Origin of the sequence: Domibacillus sp. DTU_2020_1001157_1_SI_ALB_TIR_016 (assembly GCF_032341995.1) — a bacterium.
In the GTDB taxonomy this organism is placed as follows: Bacteria; Bacillota; Bacilli; order Bacillales; family Domibacillaceae; genus Domibacillus; species Domibacillus indicus_A.
The window spans coordinates 1,156,495-1,173,295 of sequence record NZ_CP135439.1 but is presented as its reverse complement, the minus strand read 5'-3'; the positions used below and the strand labels follow the sequence as shown (position 1 = coordinate 1,173,295).

Sequence of the window (16,801 nt, the reverse complement as noted above, 5' to 3'; positions counted from 1 at the left end):
GATTCTTCCCTTCTTTCAATCGCGGACCGGCCCGTCCTCAAGAAGGCCCAATTGATTCAAGCGGCGGTGAAGTGAGGAAACCGGCAGTCCCACTACATTAAAATAATCACCGTGAATCGCTTTAACAAAAAGCGCGCCGGCTGTTTGAATTCCATAGCTGCCTGCTTTATCAAACGGGTCACCTGTCTTGATATAAGCCGCCATCTCCGCTTTTGTCAGTTCCCAAAATTCAACGTCGGTTTTTTCATGAAAGACCACTCTTTCATTTCTCGAGAGAATGGCAACACCGGTATAAACGGCATGGTGACGGCCGGAAAGCCTGCAAAGCATATCCATCGCCTCCTGCTCGGTTTCCGGCTTTCCAAGAATACGATCGTCAACAGACACAACGGTATCCGCACCGATCACTACTTTATCCGGATATTCAGCCAAAACAGCTTCTGCTTTTCGAAGAGCAAGCTGCTCAACTGCCTGAGCCGGATGCGTTCCAGGTATGATGGTTTCGTCGGTATTGGCCGCATGAACGGTAAAAGGAATGTTTACTTGAGCAAGCAATTCTTTTCTGCGGGGCGATGATGAAGCCAAAATAATGTGGGTCAAAGAGGATCACCTTTCCTTTTGGTTGGATATAAAGAGTCATTGGGAGTTACGCGTTTATCATATCAAACAACGTACCGGCAAACAATAAAAACCCGCCGGATGGAGGCAGGCTACGGTGACAGAATCGAGGCAGCTTCTTCCAGCTGCTGATCCTCTGCCGCTTTTTTTAACACTTTTTCTTCTTCGCTTGAAACAGTGACTTTCGTTTCTTTTACATAAGCGGCTGTTCCGCCCGCTTCCAATTGACGCTCGGCTTGATCCGCTTCGGGTTTGGAGAAAAAAACACCGTAGATCATGCTGTATTGCTTCTCTGATGAAAGAACAGCAGCTCGCTCTTCTGATGCAGCAGCTGCTTCGTCTGCCGCCGATTTTGTGGAATAAAGCCCTCCTTGAAGAACAAACAGCGAAATACTTTTTTCGGAAGCGGCTGTTCCTTTTTCGGCCGACTCCTCTTCTGACGGCGCCTGCTCAGTAGGTGCACCCGATGCCTGCACTTGTTTGGCTGATTTTTGATCCGGAACCGCGCTCATCATTAACAGCCCAAATACACTGCCTGTTAAAAGAGCAGCAACAATGATTAAGATTCCTGTCCCCGCTTTTAAAGCAGGCTTTTTCTTCGGCTTCTGCAGCACCGTTTCTTCACCAGGAAGCTGCCAAATCAATACTTCTCCATCCCGGCGTGTCCAGTCCGGCTCTTCCATGTCTATCCCTCCTCATCACTCTATATATACGACGAATCTATTAAAAAAGAACAAAACGCAGGACGCTTTGTTCTTTCTCTTATTTAATATTCTTTTCTTCTAAACCTGCCAGTGTATCGGGGCAAAGCTGTTTTCCTTCACCATACAAACAAACTTTATAAACAGACCCGTTTGAGCGAATACCGACGTAGGTTTCGTTCTCGTCCGGATCGAGCAGTTTGTCTGTAAATGGGTCGATCACTTTCTCTACCAATCCTTTTTCATACAGCTGTTTGTAAGTCACGCGTTCAGGTATCGCATCCGGATTTTCGACCCGCTCATTTGTCACAAACAATGCTGCCGCTTCTTTGAAATGAAGAGCCTGTGCAACAAATGCTTTTTCTTTTGACTGCTCAATCAAGCGGCCGATGCCGACAACGGCAATAGCTGAAATGATACCAAGAATGACTACTATAGCGAGCAGCTCTATTAGGGTGTAGCCTTTTTCATTTATCTTCATATTACTCTTCTATGGCTGCAAACGGATCTTGTTTATTGGCAGGGTCCGGCGCATCCACTTCTGGCGTATCTTCGAAAAGATCCGTCAGCTCCGGCATATAATACGCGGCAACAGTCAAATTGTACGTGACCGGTTCATTCGACCCTTTTATTTTCTCCGCTTCTTCCGGCCCGGTAAATTCCAGCTGCTCCACGCGGATCATTCTCATCTGATTTTCAACCGAGTCGATAAAAGCATTCATCTCTGCAAATCCGGGTGATTCTATAGTCAGCTGGGCGCGGATTTTTCCAATACCCGCTGGCAGTGTTTCTTCCGGAAGGGGCTCCTCTTGAGCATCCGTCTCGGCTTCTGTACCGTCCGTGATATTTTCCTCTTCCGGCTCATTTGCCTGTTCTTCCTCTGAAGCATTTTCTTCATCTGCAGCTGTATCCGGATTTTCCGGCGTTTCGTCTGTATTGCTTTCTTCCTCTGAAACAGGCTGTGTTTCTTCTTCTCCTTCGGTAAACACAATTGCTGTGATCAAGCTGTCGGATAACAATTCGGCTTTTTCGAAATCGAGCATCAGCTTGTCACTCATCGGCTTGACCGGCACTTTGTTTTGCAGAGAACTTGTCGCAACAGACGGGCCTTTTATACCAGATCCGCCGCTGTTTGCTTCAAGCGCTGCGACCAGTGTTTCTTCTGCCTGCTTTTCTCGCTCTACTGTTTCGAGCTTTACAGCGGCCGTCCGGTAAAAAGCAAAGTAACAATAAATGAATAGGAGGAGGATTAAAATGAGAAACACGCTTATATAAATGTTTTTTTTGCTCATTTTTTCGCTTCCTCCACCTTTTGCAGGACAGCCTGCCGGTTAAATACAATTTCATACTGCACTAAATAACGCGGAAGCCCATCGGTTAATTCAAGAATTTGTTTCGCTTCTTCTTCCGTTTCATCCACTGAGGTATCTACTTGAAGAATCGACGCGCTTTCCACCCATTCTGAATCTTTTAATTCAGCCAGATAGTAAGCTCCTTCCCTGCTCGTATCAAATTGAACCGTTAAATTCATCGCCTCGTCGCTTACATAAGATATCGCCTGGAAAAAACCGCGTTCCGGCAAAAGGGATACAAGGTGCTCCAAAATTGGTGAAGCGGGCAGCCGCCTTGTTTGTGACCACTCTGCCGCCTGCTGGAGCTGGTCTGCACTTGTTTGAGTACCGGAGCTGGCATTCTGCGCCGCTTGTTCAAGTGCTTCCCGCAGCTGCTGCTGGGCCGCAAGTTCCTTTTCAGCCCGCTCGACCTGCCCCTGCTTGATATGGACAGCCGCAAAAAGAGCAAGGCCTGCCGCCAGCACTGCCGCGCCCGTTAGGAGCCAGACAAAAAGAGGGATATTTTTTTTTCGTTTGGCCGGAAGTAGATTAATATCGATTAACATGCATACTCACCCATCTTTCAATGCAAGGCCAGCCGCTGCGTAAAAAGCGGGCGGAAGCTCCTCGTTCTGCTTTGTATCCATGCTGATTGCTTCATCGGTTCGAAGAGGCACATCAAAAGACTGTCGGATAAATTGCTCAGCAAACGTCCGCTGGGAATGATAGCCGGTAAATAACATCCGGTCAATTTTCACTTGTCCGCCGTGAACAGAATTTTCATAGAAGTTGATGACTTTTTCAATTTCAGACAGCGCATCTGCCAAACCGCCGCTTTCCTCTGTTTCTTCTATTTCAAGTACATCTTCACTTTTTTCAATAAACACCGGCTTTATAAATTTGAGCTGGTGCCGGTGAAAAATAGACAGCGTCATGACGTTTTTTTTCAAATGAATAATCAGCTCGTGAGCTTCCTCCTCCGTCTGCCCTCCGGCATGAAACAGCCGGTAAACAGCGAGCGGTGCGATATCGGCAGCGGCCGGTTTCAGCCGGGCATGTTCGAACAAGCCTGCGTACTCCTCCATGACCTGCTCCGGCGCCGCTACAAGAAGAACCGTCTGCTTCGTTTCTTCATAGCCCGTTACGACCACATCAAAAACCGGCTCATCAAACGGCAGATGGATAGTCGAACCGATTTGCATAAAAAAGAAGTTTTTAATTTCATCCAATGTTAAATCACGGTCCACTTTTTCTTCTTTGATCGCCACAAACCGGTCCGGAATAGTAAAGCGGATATTCCGTTTTTTCAGCTTCCACTCATCTACGATATTGTCCAAAATATCCTGCAGCTCATCGATCTTCACAAGATCACCCTGTACAATCAATCCCTCCGGCAGCTGCCGTTCGCCAAATTTTTCAATGACAATGGGGTCAGACTGGCGCAGCTCCACAAAACGAATTGCTTCATCTGTAATTGTAAAATTGATCGTTCTATCTTTTTTTTGAAATAAACGCAGCGCCATTCTTCTTTTCTCCTTTTAAAAAAACTGAAGATACCAGCGGATCATGGCTTCACCATGTGTATAAGCAGCTACAGCCGCAAGAGCAATATACGGACCAAAGGGCATTGGCTTTCCGCGCTTGACGATGCCGGCCGCCATTAAAATGAGCCCAATCGCCGCCCCGAAAAAGCAGGCAAGCAAAAACGTCAGCAGTACAAGCTTGGTACCGAGCACAAACCCGAGCACGCCAAACAGCTTAATGTCCCCGCCGCCCATTCCGCCTTTTGATACGACAGCAATGAGCAAAAGCAGAACGAAGCCGACCGCCGCGCCAAGCAGCGTATCCCACCACGGATCGAGCGGATCGATAAAACGCATCACCGCAAACAGCGGCAGAAAAAACAATAAGATTTTATCGGGAATGAGCATATACGCCGCATCCGACACGACAATAATCAACAGCATCGAAAACAACAAAATCGCCATCCAAAATGGCGCACTGAATCCATATAATACATATGCATACAAAAATAACAGCGCTGCAGCCAGCTCTGTTAGAGGATAAATGACCGATATGTTCGCACCGCATTTGCGGCAGCGCCCTTTCAAGAACACATAAGACAGTACCGGCACCAAATCACGCGCCGTCATTTGATGGCCGCACAGCGAACAGGCGCTGCGCGGCTTTACAATCGACTTCCCGTCCGGTACCCGGAGCCCGACGACGTTAAAGAACGAGCCGAATAGGAGGCCGTAAAGGAGGATAGTAAGATTAATCATTTATCTTTTCTGTGCAGCTAAAACTTTATCACGATTAAGCTCTCCAGCATTTCCTGTGATGCCACGTTCTTTACCTTTTAACAGAACTGAGTATGAGTAAGTAACAGCTTTGGCTTCAGCGGTGGTTTTACCATCAGTGCCAACCGTTGCTGGAGTAGAGCTGTTTTTTGTAATTGTAACTTTAGAAGCAGCAGTATCGTAACCATTTGTCCCTTTTTCACCAGTATCCGGGTCCTCTGGTTCATCAATAAGTCCTTGATCAATAAGGTTTTGTAAGGAAATATCTGTAGTTGCAGTGTTTGGATGACTAGCTACGTATGTTTTTGCAGAGTTAATCATCTGCGTCGCGTTTGCAACATGCGCATCTTTCTTCGAGTTATCAATTAACCCCCCAATAGCCGGAATCGCAATAGCAGCAATAATACCCAGGATCACGACAACCGCCAAAAGCTCAATCAGGGTTAACCCTTTTTCGTTTTTTATGCGGCGTTTTAGTGCGTTTAACATATTTCTTTCTCCTCTCTTTTTTCGACAATAAGTATCGTATTAGGACACCAACACTAGTATTCTACTTATTACCAAAGACAAAAGCAATGAAATATAGGAAAAAAATCTCAACAATTAGCACATTTAACCACTTTCCTGCACCGTATTAAAGATTTCAAACATCGGCACCATGACCGAAATGACAATGGTCCCGACAATGGCCGCAAGCAGAACAATCATAAGCGGTTCGATAAGGGCTTTTAACCGGTCCGTGACTGTTTCCACTTCGGCCTCGTAAAAGTCCGCAACCTTTGACAGCATTTGATCGAGCGAACCCGTTTCTTCCCCAATCGCCACCATTTGATGCAAAAGCGGCGGAAATGCCCAGTGGCGCTGCATCGGTCCTGTGATCGACTCCCCGCACTCCAGCGACTGCCTTGACTGGCGGATTACACCGGCAATCACTTCATTTCCAACGACCTCGCCGGTAATATCCATTGCCCGCAAAATAGGCACGGAGTTGGAAAACAACGAGCTGAGTGTACGGGTCATCCGGGCAAGCACTGCTTTTCGCATTAAATTCCCGAAGATGGGCATGCGCAAAATCGCATAGTCTAGGTACATTTTTGATTCCGGGCGGCGGCGCATAAGCCAAATGGCTCCTGCCGCTGCTCCCGCAAGCAGGGCAATCATATACCAGAATCGCTGCATCCATTCACTCGCGTTGATCACAAACTTCGTGATCGCCGGCAGTTCTCCGCCAAAGTCTTCAAACATATTCACAAATGTCGGCACAACGGAAACGAGCAAAAAGATCACGACACAAACGGCGACGATCCCTACGACAACCGGGTAGGCAAGCGCCGAAATGACTTTTTGGCGGGTGCGGTGCTGCCGCTCGTAGTGAACAGCGAGATCGCTGAAGGTCTGGTCAAGCGTTCCCGTCGCTTCTCCGGCTTTCAGCATATTAATAAACAATGGCTCGAAGATTTTTTTTTGCTTGGCAGCGGCTTCTGACAGCGGACGGCCTTCCCGCATTTCCATTTCCATATTCATCAGCGCCCGCTTGAGCGGCTTGCTGTCGGTTTGCTGGGAAAGAATAAAGGCGGAATCGACGACAGTAACGCCCGCCTGTAGAAGCGCCGCGAACTGGCGCAAAAAAATAACCATATGCTCAAGCTTAACCGCCCGCCCGATGATAATATCCTGCTCCCAAAAGGCTTCCGGCTTCTGTTCAATTTCTTTGACCCGAATACCGTTTGACTGCAGCTTTTCAATTGCTTCTTTTTTAGAGTTAGCGGTCAGCGTGCCTTTTTTCGGCCCGCGGCGGTCTCTTCCGGTGTATGCGAATTTAGCCATTCCGTTAATCCCTTTCTCTTAAGTAAGGAAGCAGGGCCGATTTAGAAACAGCCTCCTGACGAAACAGCTCCTGAGCATGGTCTGCCATCAGCTGCATCCCTTGTGCTTTCGATGTTTGAATGACATTAATAATTTGGTGCACTTTTTCCGAGCGGATTAAATTGGCTACCGCCGAGTTGTTCAGCATAATTTCAAGCGCAGCGCGCCGTCCCTTTAAATCTGCGGTTGGGAACAAGCGCTGGGCAATAACAGCGGTCAGCACGGTCGCAAGCTGGGTCCGGATTTGCGGCTGCTGCTCAGCTGGAAACACATCAATAATCCGTTCAATGGTCGCTGGCGCACTGGATGTATGAAGCGTCGCGAACACGAGATGTCCCGTTTCAGCCGCTGTAATCGCCGTTTGAATCGTTTCAAGATCGCGCATCTCTCCCACTAAAATCACATCCGGGTCCTGGCGCAGGGCCGCACGAAGCCCGTTGGCAAATGACTGCGTATCATAGCCGACTTCTCGCTGGTCGATAATGCATTTTCCATGCTTATGCAGGTATTCAATCGGATCTTCAAGCGTAATAATGTGCTTTCTCGTATTGCGGTTTAAGTAATCAATCATACTGGCAAGCGTCGTTGATTTTCCCGAGCCGGTCGGCCCGGTCACAAGTACAAGCCCGTGCGGACGCTCGGACACTTTTTTCAGGATTTCCGGCATATGCAGCTCTTCAAGTGTCGGCACGCCGGACGCAATCACCCGAAATGCCAGGGCGATACAATTGCGCTGGTGATAAGCGTTCACCCTGAACCGGGATACGCGCGGCAGTCCGAATGAAAAATCAAGCTCGCCTTTTTCCTTGAAGGAGTCCCACATGTGTTCAGGAATAATCGCTTTTGCCATGGCTTCTGTGTCAGCGGGCTTCAGCGGGTCTTTTCCGTATCTCTTTAAATCTCCGTGAATGCGGAAGACCGGCGCCGTACCGACTGTTAAATGAATATCGGATGCTTTCAGCTCAAAAGCGGAACGCAAAATAAATTCAAGCTTTTCTCTCATAGGTTCTACTCCATTAGGACAGCACGAAGCACTTCTTCTGTCGTGGTGATGCCCTGTTTAATTTTCAGAAGGCCATCATCCAGCAAAAAAATCGTTTTGTTCTTCAATGCCATTTGTTTTAAATTCGACAGCGGTTCATTGTTTAAAATAAGGCGTTTCATTTCTTCCGTGACAACCAGTACTTCGTGAATCGCCAATCGGCCTTTGTAGCCGGTCATATTGCAGGAGGCGCAGCCTTTTCCCCGTTTGACACTTTCAATTTTCAATCCTCTTTTGGCAAAAATCTCCCGCTCCCGCTCCGTTGCAGATTCTTCCCGGCCGCAGTCCCGGCACACTTTGCGGATTAATCGCTGGGCGACGATGCCGCTCAGGGAAGACGCCACAAGAAATGGCTCAACACCCATATCAATAAGACGGGTAATACTGCTGATTGAATCATTTGTATGTAAGGTGCTCAGTACAAGGTGGCCGGTTAAAGAAGCACGGATGGCAATTTCGGCCGTTTCTCTGTCCCGGATTTCCCCGACCATAATGACATTTGGGTCCTGGCGCAAAATCGACCGAAGTCCCGCCGCAAATGTCAGCCCTACATTCGGGTTGACTTGAATCTGGTTGACCCCTTCAAGCTGGTACTCAACCGGATCTTCGATTGTAATAATATTGACTTCTTCACTATTGAGCTGGTTTAAGCCGGCATAAAGCGTAGATGACTTACCTGACCCGGTCGGCCCGGTAATGAGCACGATCCCGTTTGGGCGCTGAAGCAGGGATTCCATCCGTTTTAAATTTACTTTATTGAACCCAAGCTGGTTCATATCATTTAATGAACTGCTTAAATCCAAAATCCGCATGACGATTTTTTCGCCGTACACGGTTGGAAGCGTAGAAATACGGAGGTCGACAGCCCGAAAGTCAATATTGGTTTTGATCCGGCCGTCCTGCGGCACGCGGTGCTCGGTAATATCCATATTCGCCATAATTTTAATGCGCGCTGTGAGCATGCCAAGCATGGACTTCGGCAGCTGGCGGTCAAGCTGAAGCACACCATCAACCCGCATGCGGACGACCACTTTGGTTTCATGCGGGTCAATATGAATATCACTCGCTTTTTCAGTGAGTGCCCGGGACATAATCTGGTTCACCAGCCGCACCACCGGAGAATCTTCTTCTGCTTCCCCCGCTTCCGAAGATTCCGCCGTGTCCTGATTTTGCTGCATAAATTCCTGAAGCGAGTCGTCCATGTCGTAATATTTATTAATAGCACGTAAAATGTCCTGCTTCGTGGCAATAACGGTCTCAATTTGAAAGCCTGTAGAAAGACGCAAATCCTCTACCGTAAAGTAATCCATCGGATCCGCCATTGCGACAAACAGCCGATTTTCCTCTTTCTTCAAGGGAATGATGACATTTTTTTTGGCTATCTCTTTCGGAACAAGGCTAAGCAGCTTGCTGTCAACCGGATAACGGTACAAGCTGACATGCGGAATGCCCAGCTGAAACTCGAGCACTTCAATCAGCTGCTGCTCTGTAATAAAGCCTCTATTGAGAAGAGCGTCACCCAGCTTCTGGTTGTCTTTTTTTTCTTTTAGCGCTACAGACAGCTGTTCCTCCGTAATAAGGCCGGATTCAACCAGCAGATCACCGAGTCGTTTTCGCTTTGTTTTCATTCCGCATCACCTTTATTGTTCATTTTCCGTACTGTTTTCTTCAGCAGATGAGGAGTCATCACCGTCCGTTTGATCTTCGTTCTGGCTTTCTTCCTCTGTGTTATCCTCCGCTTCCGATGACGCATCTTGGTCTGTTTCTTCATCCGTTTCTTCCGGCTCTGGCGGAGGCGGTGGTTCCTGTGAGCTGTACAATTCAATTTGGTGAACCGGTGGATAAAAATCAGCTGCTATTTGTTCGCTGCCCAGTTTTTGGCTTCCTTCAAATTGACTTCTATACACATCAACCATTGAGCCATCTTCCCCATACTGCTCTACCTGCATTTCCCCGTAAGGAAGTTCGGGACTAAAGTGTAAAACGGTTTTGGGGTGGAGTGTTTTTTTGTTTCTCAACTCCGTTTTATAGGTGTAGTAAAAAGGCACACCTGTTAGGGAAACTCGCAGTTCACCGTTTGAAGCTGTCCAATTGATTGTGTAAGCTTCACCGTTTGGATTAAAGAAAACGAAATCCTGTTCTTTCGTTTGTTCCACCCTTGCTTCATATCCGAGTTCGATATCGTCTGGAAGAGCATTGCTTTGATTTTTTTCCATAATATTAAAATTTGTTTTGAGCACGAGCTGGTATAAGGACGAAGCTAAAATATTTAAGCTTTCTTCACCCATCTTTCCCCCGGCCGCCTCTGCCCAGCTGTTAAATGAAACAGACATATTGGCTTTAACCGGAAGGATCGGGTTCGCTTTGACAAAGCTCTCCGCTGCACTATCCAAACCATCCGCTGTAACCTCTGCCAGTTTCGCTGATTTCTCGCCCTCACTCAAATAAAGAGAAAGATCTACCACCGATTCACCTGACTTTAAGTAGTCGCCAATATCTGAAATATCCCCCGCCACCGTTTCCAAATCAATTCTTCCTTCTGTTTGAAGAACCGGCATTTTACGTGTCAGCTCTTCCTTCAGCTCATCAGGTGAAACCGACGCAAGTAAGGGATTTTGCCGGCCATCGGCTGCTTCGCGCACAGATTGCTCAACTTGAAACGAGATTAAGCTGTTATTCATCGTCACTTCTTTTTCTGCATACTTTAATGTGATGACTGCCCGTTTCTCCCAGTCTTCTATTCTGTTATTCAAAAGTTTTGCCGAAGCATAGCTTGTCATTTCATCCACTTTTTCCGGGCCAATCGTTGTGCCTTCATCAAAGATATCATCAGCAAAAAAAATCCGATCGATGAGACTTCCTCCGTATATCGAAAAAAAGGAAAGGTAAATCACAAGCACCAGCAGCAGTCCTGCTGTTTTTCCGATCACTTTTTGGTGCCGCTGTACTTCTTCCACACCATTAAGCCTCGCTGTTCATGCTTAATTCAACGAGAATTTCCGATCCAGCTGTGCGGGCTTTTTGAATCTCTTCTTCTTGTAAAACCGTTCCGGCGGGAATTAAGATCTCTCCGTTTACTTCAATATTTTTTGTAACAGTTTTGCCGGCTAACAGCTTGCTTTGCTGCTCTTCAATCAGCTGAAGCCAGCGGTCGACAGAAGACTCCTCCTGCTCCTTTGGTGCTGGTTCTTCTTCCAGTTCTTCAAAAGCTGGTTCCGCTGCTGCTTTTTCCTGCACGGTTTCTACTTCCTGCTCCACTGGTTCAATAACTTCTAAAACAGAACTTGGCTTTTCACTGGCAGGCTGAGGTTCCTCGTTTGTATGCTCAGCATGCGCGTCGGGCTGTGTGATGGGTTCTGCCGAAGCATCTGCCTCTACGGGATCAATAGAAAGAGAGTACGGCTCCTGACTTTCTCCTTCTATCGATTCTTTTACAACATCTTCATCTACTACAATTAAATCCCGGCCATAGGTGATGACATATTGCCCGCTAACCAAAAACAACTCCTGTTTATCTTCTACAACCAGCTGACTAATTTCACCGGTTTCATCATCGATCATGTACTCCACCGCTTGTCCAATCAGCTGTCCTTTTTTCGACATAAGGGGTGTTTGCTCAATTTTTGTTCTGCGGTTTAACAGTTCGTTCGCAACCGGAATACTGTTCATTTCAATTACGCTGCTTTCATGATCAATTGTCAGCGCATAATCCCCGATGCCGATAATTTTATTGAATGGGATCGCTTTTCCTTCCTGCTCCCATTCCTCGTGTCCAATTGTAATAAAATCAATGCTTCTTTTTTCTGGATTGATAATTAATGATTTAACCTGGCCAATTTCTACTCCATCCGCGATGCTGATAATTGGAAGACCTTGTACTTCACTGCTTTTCTTCATCTCTCTCACCTGTTTCTACTGATTGATTTAAAATAATTTCTTTTATACTTTTCATTTCTTCTATTAAAACTGGATAAGCCCCTAAGCGCTGTTTAAGTTTTTCTAACAGTTGAACAGCTTCGAATGAATGGCCGTTCGCCATATAAAAAGCGACCAGCATACGGGCAATGACATAGTAATCACGATCATGAAGCCGGGATTGCAAGTAACGCTGCATCACGCTTTCGGCTTCCATATAAGGCAGCGCTTTTTGTTTAATCTCAATTTCCTGAACGATTAGATGAAGCCATTCTGGAGAAAGACGCGGCGGCGATTGGAACTCTTCTGCTTCAGAATCATTCGTTATACTATGTATTTCTTCATTAGAATGAACAACGGCATGATTATTTCCCCAAACCTCTTCTACAAAATCTGCTTCTTCCTGTTCCTCTTTATTGGATAAAAAGACTTCATTTTCTTCAACCATGTCTTCTTCGGCTAAATGAATGTCCTCTTTTTCTGTCTCTTTCCCCTCCAGCTCTAAAAGAAGTTTCTTCTCAAGCTCTGGAATGGTATCCTCAGACTCTTCAGCAGACTCAGCTTTTGATTCATTGAATTCTTCTTTCAATAAATCGTTTAAATAGTGCTTATTCAGTTTTTCCGTTTCTTCTAAGTGTTTTGCTTCTCTCTCTTTATCGTCTGAAATTGGAATTTCTTCACGGTCAAAAATCTCTGTTTCTTTCTTTTTTTCTGACTCTTCCTCTTCAAACAGTTCAAGCAAATATAAATCGCCTGCTTCTTCACCTTCAACAGACTTGATATCACTTTCGACTTCAAGATGATTGTTTTCGTTCATCTCCTCAAGCCAATCGTCTGTATGCACGTTCTCTGCTGTTTTATGATCTGCTTCTGTATTAAAAAAAAGCAGCTCGAGCTCTTCTAATTCATTCTCCTCTTTCTTCTCAGTGGATTCTTCTAGATGGTCCTCTTTAAACCATGTGAGTTCCTCAAGTTCATCCTGCTCATTCAGCAAAGTCTCCAGGGCATCTGCTTCCTGTACAGGTTCTTTTGTCACATTAAAGATATCTTCTTTATCCGCCATCAATGCATCCTTTTCTTCTGCCCTTGTTCCCTGTCCTTCTTGCTTCTGCTCCTCTGGCTCAGGTTTTTTCTCAACCTGTTCTTTTTGAAACAGCACATCTTCCGGCTCATGCGTTCCTTTTTTTCTTGTAAACAGTGCTTCACCAAAAGGTTTTTTCGGCTGACTGCTGAAATCATCTGCCGGATCGGAATCTGTAAACGATTCTGCTTCTGCTGCCCAGGCTGGAAGTCCATACTTCACTGTAAAATAACCTGTCATGACAAAAAAAAGAAAGCCGATCAAAAAACTTTGCCAAAGCGGGAGATAAGCAGTGGTGAGCAAAATAGCCCCCGCAATGGCGAAGCTTTCAATCGCAATAATCAGCTTTCCTTTTAATGAAACACCGAGTGGCAGCCAGGGTAAAATCGGCAAAATAAGCAAGAATCCGATAAACAGCATAACTGTTTTTGTCATCCACAACCCTCACTATTACTAATGTAGTAGAATAATTACAAATTTGAGTAAGAAAAAACTAGTATAATAGGAATATTGTATAATAAAGTTAAGCAATTGCAAAGAAAGGATGGAAAGTTGTGACGAAAAAGAGCAGAAATTGTCAGGCGGGGGTCACATTGTTGGAACTATTAGTATCACTGACGATCTTAAGTATCCTTTTACTTTCCATCACCCGCTTCTTTTTCCAAGCTGGGACATTTAACACTGTTAATGAAAGCAGAACCGTTGCTTTGAACGTAGCCCGTAATGCTCTCATGTTTATGGAAAAGCAGTCCTTTGTTGAAATGAGATACACATTTGAAAACCCAGGTACCAAAAAATGGATTAAAATGTGTCCCGATGATCAGGGAGAAAAGGTGTACACTCTTCAATCAAGTGCGGCAGATAAATCGGATTGCAGCAACATTTCTGTAAACGATGGAGCGTATGAAGTGACCGTTACATCCAACACTGTTAACGAGGAAACAAAAAAATATTATATCCCTGTAACAGTTAAAGTGAGGTGGAAAGAAAATGAGCCGGAAGTGGAAATCGATGGGACGATTAAAAGCGAGGATATGCGATGAACGCGGCCTCACACTGATGGAGCTTTTAGCGGTGATCACCGTTTTGGCTATCGTCGGATCTGTTTTAACAAGCACCCTTGTAACCGGCCAGAAAATTTATATGAAGCAAACGGCAGAAACCCAATTTCGTGAAGACGCCGACTATGTGACTACTCGAATCATGAATGAATTGTATTCCATCCCTTTTGATGAAGTGATGACTTGTAAAAACACAACGGCTGTGTCCGGCACTGATACGTCCTGTATTAAAATGATTGATAACACAGATACCTCTTTTAATGCCGTTCAAAATGCGAATCAGGCAAGCGCAACCGATTACTATTACGATCCGGTCCGCACAAACAAAAGCATTGCGAATGAAACAACAATTTCTATTATCGATGAGCAAGTGCAGATTGAGCAGACGGAAATAGAAAATGGCCAAAGTGCTATAACCCGTACAGAAATTTTAAAAGTGCCTTCAAGTTTTCAAGTTAACAGCGACGGCAGCCCCAGCTTTGAGCTTGCTGCCTGTTCGGCAGAAACAGAAACCGGCACCTGCCAAAGTGGAACGATCAAGCTTTTATTTACACTTGGCAGTGATCGAACAACAGAAAAACTGCAGCTGGAAAGTAGGTTTGGATTTTAATGAGGTATATGCAAAATGAAAAAGGAAACGCACTCCTGCTTGTTTTATTAGTGATGGTCATTATGTCCACAATTGGCCTGGCTGTTGTTTCTTCTACAATTGGAGGCGCCAAACGAACCACTGTCCGTACAGCTGATGTAGATATAACCTATGAATCGATTAAAGCAATGGATTCTTTTACAGCAGGGCTGTCAGACCAATTACGAACGAATGCCCAGCTGGCACTTGCCAATGTAACCCCGGCTTCGATCGATATTCTTTTGGATCAAGCGGGCAATACCGTCGTTGAGCAGGTTAAAGCAGAAAATGCAGCGATTGAAGACATTCAAGTAAGAGACATAACCGGCGAATATTCTATAGACAAAGACATCGCTCTTACACGTGTGCTATCCGTGTCTATTACAGCAAAAGAAAACGAAGGTGCTGCAGTGTCAAGAACCGCGCATAAAGAACTGATCGTTTCACCTCTTCCCAGCTTCTTAAAATACGCGCTTGGCTCTGAAAAAGGCAGATTGTCTTTAAACGGCTCTCCCCATCTTGAAGGGAATATTTTCGCTAATACTTTATCAATTGATGAAAAAGCCCACTACCTGACTCAAAATGGAACAAATCTGTCACAGCAAACGCCCAAACCATCTATTTCAGGAGATATATATGTTGGAACACCTGGAAGCTACACTGATTGGGATTTTGATCCCCAGGCTTTAACAAACGTTTTGGTTCCCGAGAATTTTTATCACGAAGAAGTGCCCGGCTTAAAAAATGACAGTCAGTACCAGGACGTTCAATTTAGCCAGGCTTATACTGAAGGGCGCCGGGCTGCTGAAGAAAAAACGAAATTCCTAACAACACTGCCTGTTCCGGATAATCCAGCGAAAAACGTATCCTCTACAAGTGAAAAACTAACCACATACGAAACAGATAAAAATGGAAAAAGCAAAAGGGTGACCCTGTCCCTTTCTGAATATGAAGCGATAGCGGATGGTCTTTCTGATGTTGACTATAAAGGAGACGCAGTTCTTGAACCGAGAGGAAAACAAATTGAAAACATACGCGTGAAAGGTTCTTTAACCATTTTTGCCGACCATGATCTCGTTCTTAAAAACATCTTTGTTTCTGGCGGCACTTTAACCATCGTCAATCGTAACAGCAGTACACTGCAGCTGGAAGAACAGGTGGTTTCCGATGGAGGCATTTTAATTGAAAACGAAGCCGGAATGATTGATTCAAAGGAAGCACAACTTTACGATGACGAAAGTATTACCATCAACAATGAAAGCCAGTCAGTCTCTTTTTATTCTATTTCGAGCCACGGTAATATTACCGTTACAAACCATTCAGGTACTGTCGAGCTTATGGGACCCCTTTGGACTCAAGAACATATAACTCTTCATAATGAAGGAGAAATGACGGTTGATTTTCCAAACTCGGACAGCAATACGGTGTTTAGTGGTGAAGAAATGAAGATTATGTCTACCGGCACATTTACTTTAAAAAACCATCTTGTTTCCGAACGTTCCATTACATTAGACTTGTCGGATAAAGCAGCACTTGAAGGACTTATTTTAGCAAAGAATAATATCAACTTATATGTACAAGACAGCAAGAAAGGTGATATTTATTTTGAGGGTTCGCTGTTTACAGACCAAAACTTAACCATACAAGGCAATGATGAAAAAAGCAGCCACTCGGAGAACGACTTTTTTTCTATCGATGCCACCATGTATGCCCGGGAAAAAACATCGATCTCCAACTTGTCCATTCGAGGCTGGAACGATGGCCAGCTCGTTTCCTTATCGGGTGATTCCCTGCTCATTACGAGGATTAATGAATTTCAAAACCTTGAAGAAAGCACCGAACCAAGAAAAGGGCTGTATGTGCCAGATTTAAACGAAAACAGTACGGTCCAGCCGTTAAAAGGCTTTTTCTACACGGACAAGGATGTTCAGGCGGGCATATCCGAGCCCGCTGCTGAACTATACGGAGTAGGGTCTCTTTTTTTAGTGGACGGCGGCGTATTTGCAAAAGGAGATTTTATTGTAAATGCGGTGCGGGGCGAAACCGATGGGTTTAACATTCAAAGTGCTATACCTTCTCTTAGCCGGCAGGATGGCCATTACTCACGCTTTATCATTCAGTATGACCGAAATATTCTGCTCGGACAGCTGGACTATTTACCAAGAGTAAAATATTTATCCGTTTACAGTGATCAATTAACCGTTCAATAAAAAACAGCGCATATTTTAAGGATATGCGCTGTTTTTTTATCGTCATTC

17 protein-coding genes are annotated in these 16,801 nt (G+C 45.3%); 3 read left to right on the top strand and 14 right to left on the bottom strand.

Annotation, left to right across the window (positions count from 1 at the left end):
* Positions 1-15 precede the first annotated feature (15 nt).
* From RRU94_RS13750 to RRU94_RS13685, 14 genes are all read right to left on the bottom strand, one after another.
* The gene (locus tag RRU94_RS13750) at positions 16-600 is read right to left on the bottom strand and encodes a Maf family protein (protein WP_315694896.1); all 585 of its coding nucleotides are present in this window, start codon (positions 598-600) and stop codon (positions 16-18) included.
* Between the two features lie 110 nt (positions 601-710).
* Positions 711-1,301 (bottom strand): hypothetical protein, encoded by a 591-nt coding sequence (locus RRU94_RS13745; protein ID WP_315694894.1) that lies wholly within the window; start codon positions 1,299-1,301, stop codon positions 711-713.
* A 79-nt stretch (positions 1,302-1,380) separates the two neighbouring features.
* Entirely contained in the window at positions 1,381-1,800 is a 420-nt protein-coding gene (locus tag RRU94_RS13740) for a type II secretion system protein (protein ID WP_315694892.1), read from the bottom strand.
* A 1-nt stretch (position 1,801) separates the two neighbouring features.
* The gene (locus RRU94_RS13735) at positions 1,802-2,611 is read right to left on the bottom strand and encodes a hypothetical protein (protein WP_315694890.1); all 810 of its coding nucleotides are present in this window, start codon (positions 2,609-2,611) and stop codon (positions 1,802-1,804) included.
* A complete protein-coding gene (locus tag RRU94_RS13730; RefSeq protein ID WP_315694888.1) occupies positions 2,608-3,216 on the bottom strand; it encodes a hypothetical protein in 609 nt (202 codons plus the stop codon). The genes RRU94_RS13735 and RRU94_RS13730 overlap by 4 nt, the downstream gene beginning before the upstream one ends.
* Before the next feature lie 6 nt (positions 3,217-3,222).
* Positions 3,223-4,173, bottom strand: coding sequence for a type IV pilus biogenesis protein PilM (pilM, locus tag RRU94_RS13725; RefSeq protein WP_315694886.1), 951 nt, complete (start codon positions 4,171-4,173; stop codon positions 3,223-3,225).
* Positions 4,174-4,188: 15 nt separating this feature from the next.
* Positions 4,189-4,932, bottom strand: coding sequence for a prepilin peptidase (locus RRU94_RS13720; RefSeq protein ID WP_315694884.1), 744 nt, complete (start codon positions 4,930-4,932; stop codon positions 4,189-4,191).
* Positions 4,933-5,439, bottom strand: a complete 507-nt coding sequence (locus tag RRU94_RS13715) for a prepilin-type N-terminal cleavage/methylation domain-containing protein (protein WP_315694882.1) — start codon at positions 5,437-5,439, stop codon at positions 4,933-4,935.
* A gap of 123 nt (positions 5,440-5,562) precedes the next feature.
* A complete protein-coding gene (locus tag RRU94_RS13710; RefSeq protein ID WP_315694880.1) occupies positions 5,563-6,777 on the bottom strand; it encodes a type II secretion system F family protein in 1,215 nt (404 codons plus the stop codon).
* Between the two features lie 4 nt (positions 6,778-6,781).
* On the bottom strand, positions 6,782-7,819 hold the full coding sequence (locus RRU94_RS13705) for a type IV pilus twitching motility protein PilT (RefSeq protein WP_315694878.1): 1,038 nt from the start codon (positions 7,817-7,819) through the stop codon (positions 6,782-6,784).
* A 5-nt stretch (positions 7,820-7,824) separates the two neighbouring features.
* Positions 7,825-9,486, bottom strand: a complete 1,662-nt coding sequence (locus tag RRU94_RS13700; protein ID WP_315694876.1) for a GspE/PulE family protein — start codon at positions 9,484-9,486, stop codon at positions 7,825-7,827.
* Positions 9,487-9,498: 12 nt separating this feature from the next.
* A complete protein-coding gene (locus RRU94_RS13695; protein WP_315694874.1) occupies positions 9,499-10,815 on the bottom strand; it encodes a G5 domain-containing protein in 1,317 nt (438 codons plus the stop codon).
* Between the two features lie 4 nt (positions 10,816-10,819).
* On the bottom strand, positions 10,820-11,755 hold the full coding sequence (locus RRU94_RS13690) for a PRC-barrel domain-containing protein (RefSeq protein WP_315694872.1): 936 nt from the start codon (positions 11,753-11,755) through the stop codon (positions 10,820-10,822).
* Positions 11,739-13,289, bottom strand: coding sequence for a hypothetical protein (locus RRU94_RS13685; RefSeq protein ID WP_315694871.1), 1,551 nt, complete (start codon positions 13,287-13,289; stop codon positions 11,739-11,741). Before RRU94_RS13685 ends, RRU94_RS13690 begins: the two co-directional genes overlap by 17 nt.
* A gap of 119 nt (positions 13,290-13,408) precedes the next feature.
* On the opposite strand from RRU94_RS13685, the gene RRU94_RS13680 reads away from it, so the two are divergent.
* Genes RRU94_RS13680 through RRU94_RS13670 form a run of 3 tightly spaced genes read left to right on the top strand, consistent with a single transcriptional unit; the run spans position 13,409 to position 16,753 of the window.
* Positions 13,409-13,897: a prepilin-type N-terminal cleavage/methylation domain-containing protein gene (locus RRU94_RS13680; RefSeq protein WP_315694869.1), complete on the top strand. Its 489-nt coding sequence runs from the start codon at positions 13,409-13,411 to the stop codon at positions 13,895-13,897.
* A complete protein-coding gene (locus RRU94_RS13675) occupies positions 13,845-14,525 on the top strand; it encodes a PilW family protein (RefSeq protein ID WP_315694867.1) in 681 nt (226 codons plus the stop codon). Before RRU94_RS13680 ends, RRU94_RS13675 begins: the two co-directional genes overlap by 53 nt.
* Complete coding sequence (locus RRU94_RS13670; RefSeq protein ID WP_315694866.1) at positions 14,525-16,753, top strand: hypothetical protein; 2,229 nt, start codon at positions 14,525-14,527, stop codon at positions 16,751-16,753. The genes RRU94_RS13675 and RRU94_RS13670 overlap by 1 nt, the downstream gene beginning before the upstream one ends.
* The last annotated feature ends 48 nt before the right edge of the window (positions 16,754-16,801 follow it).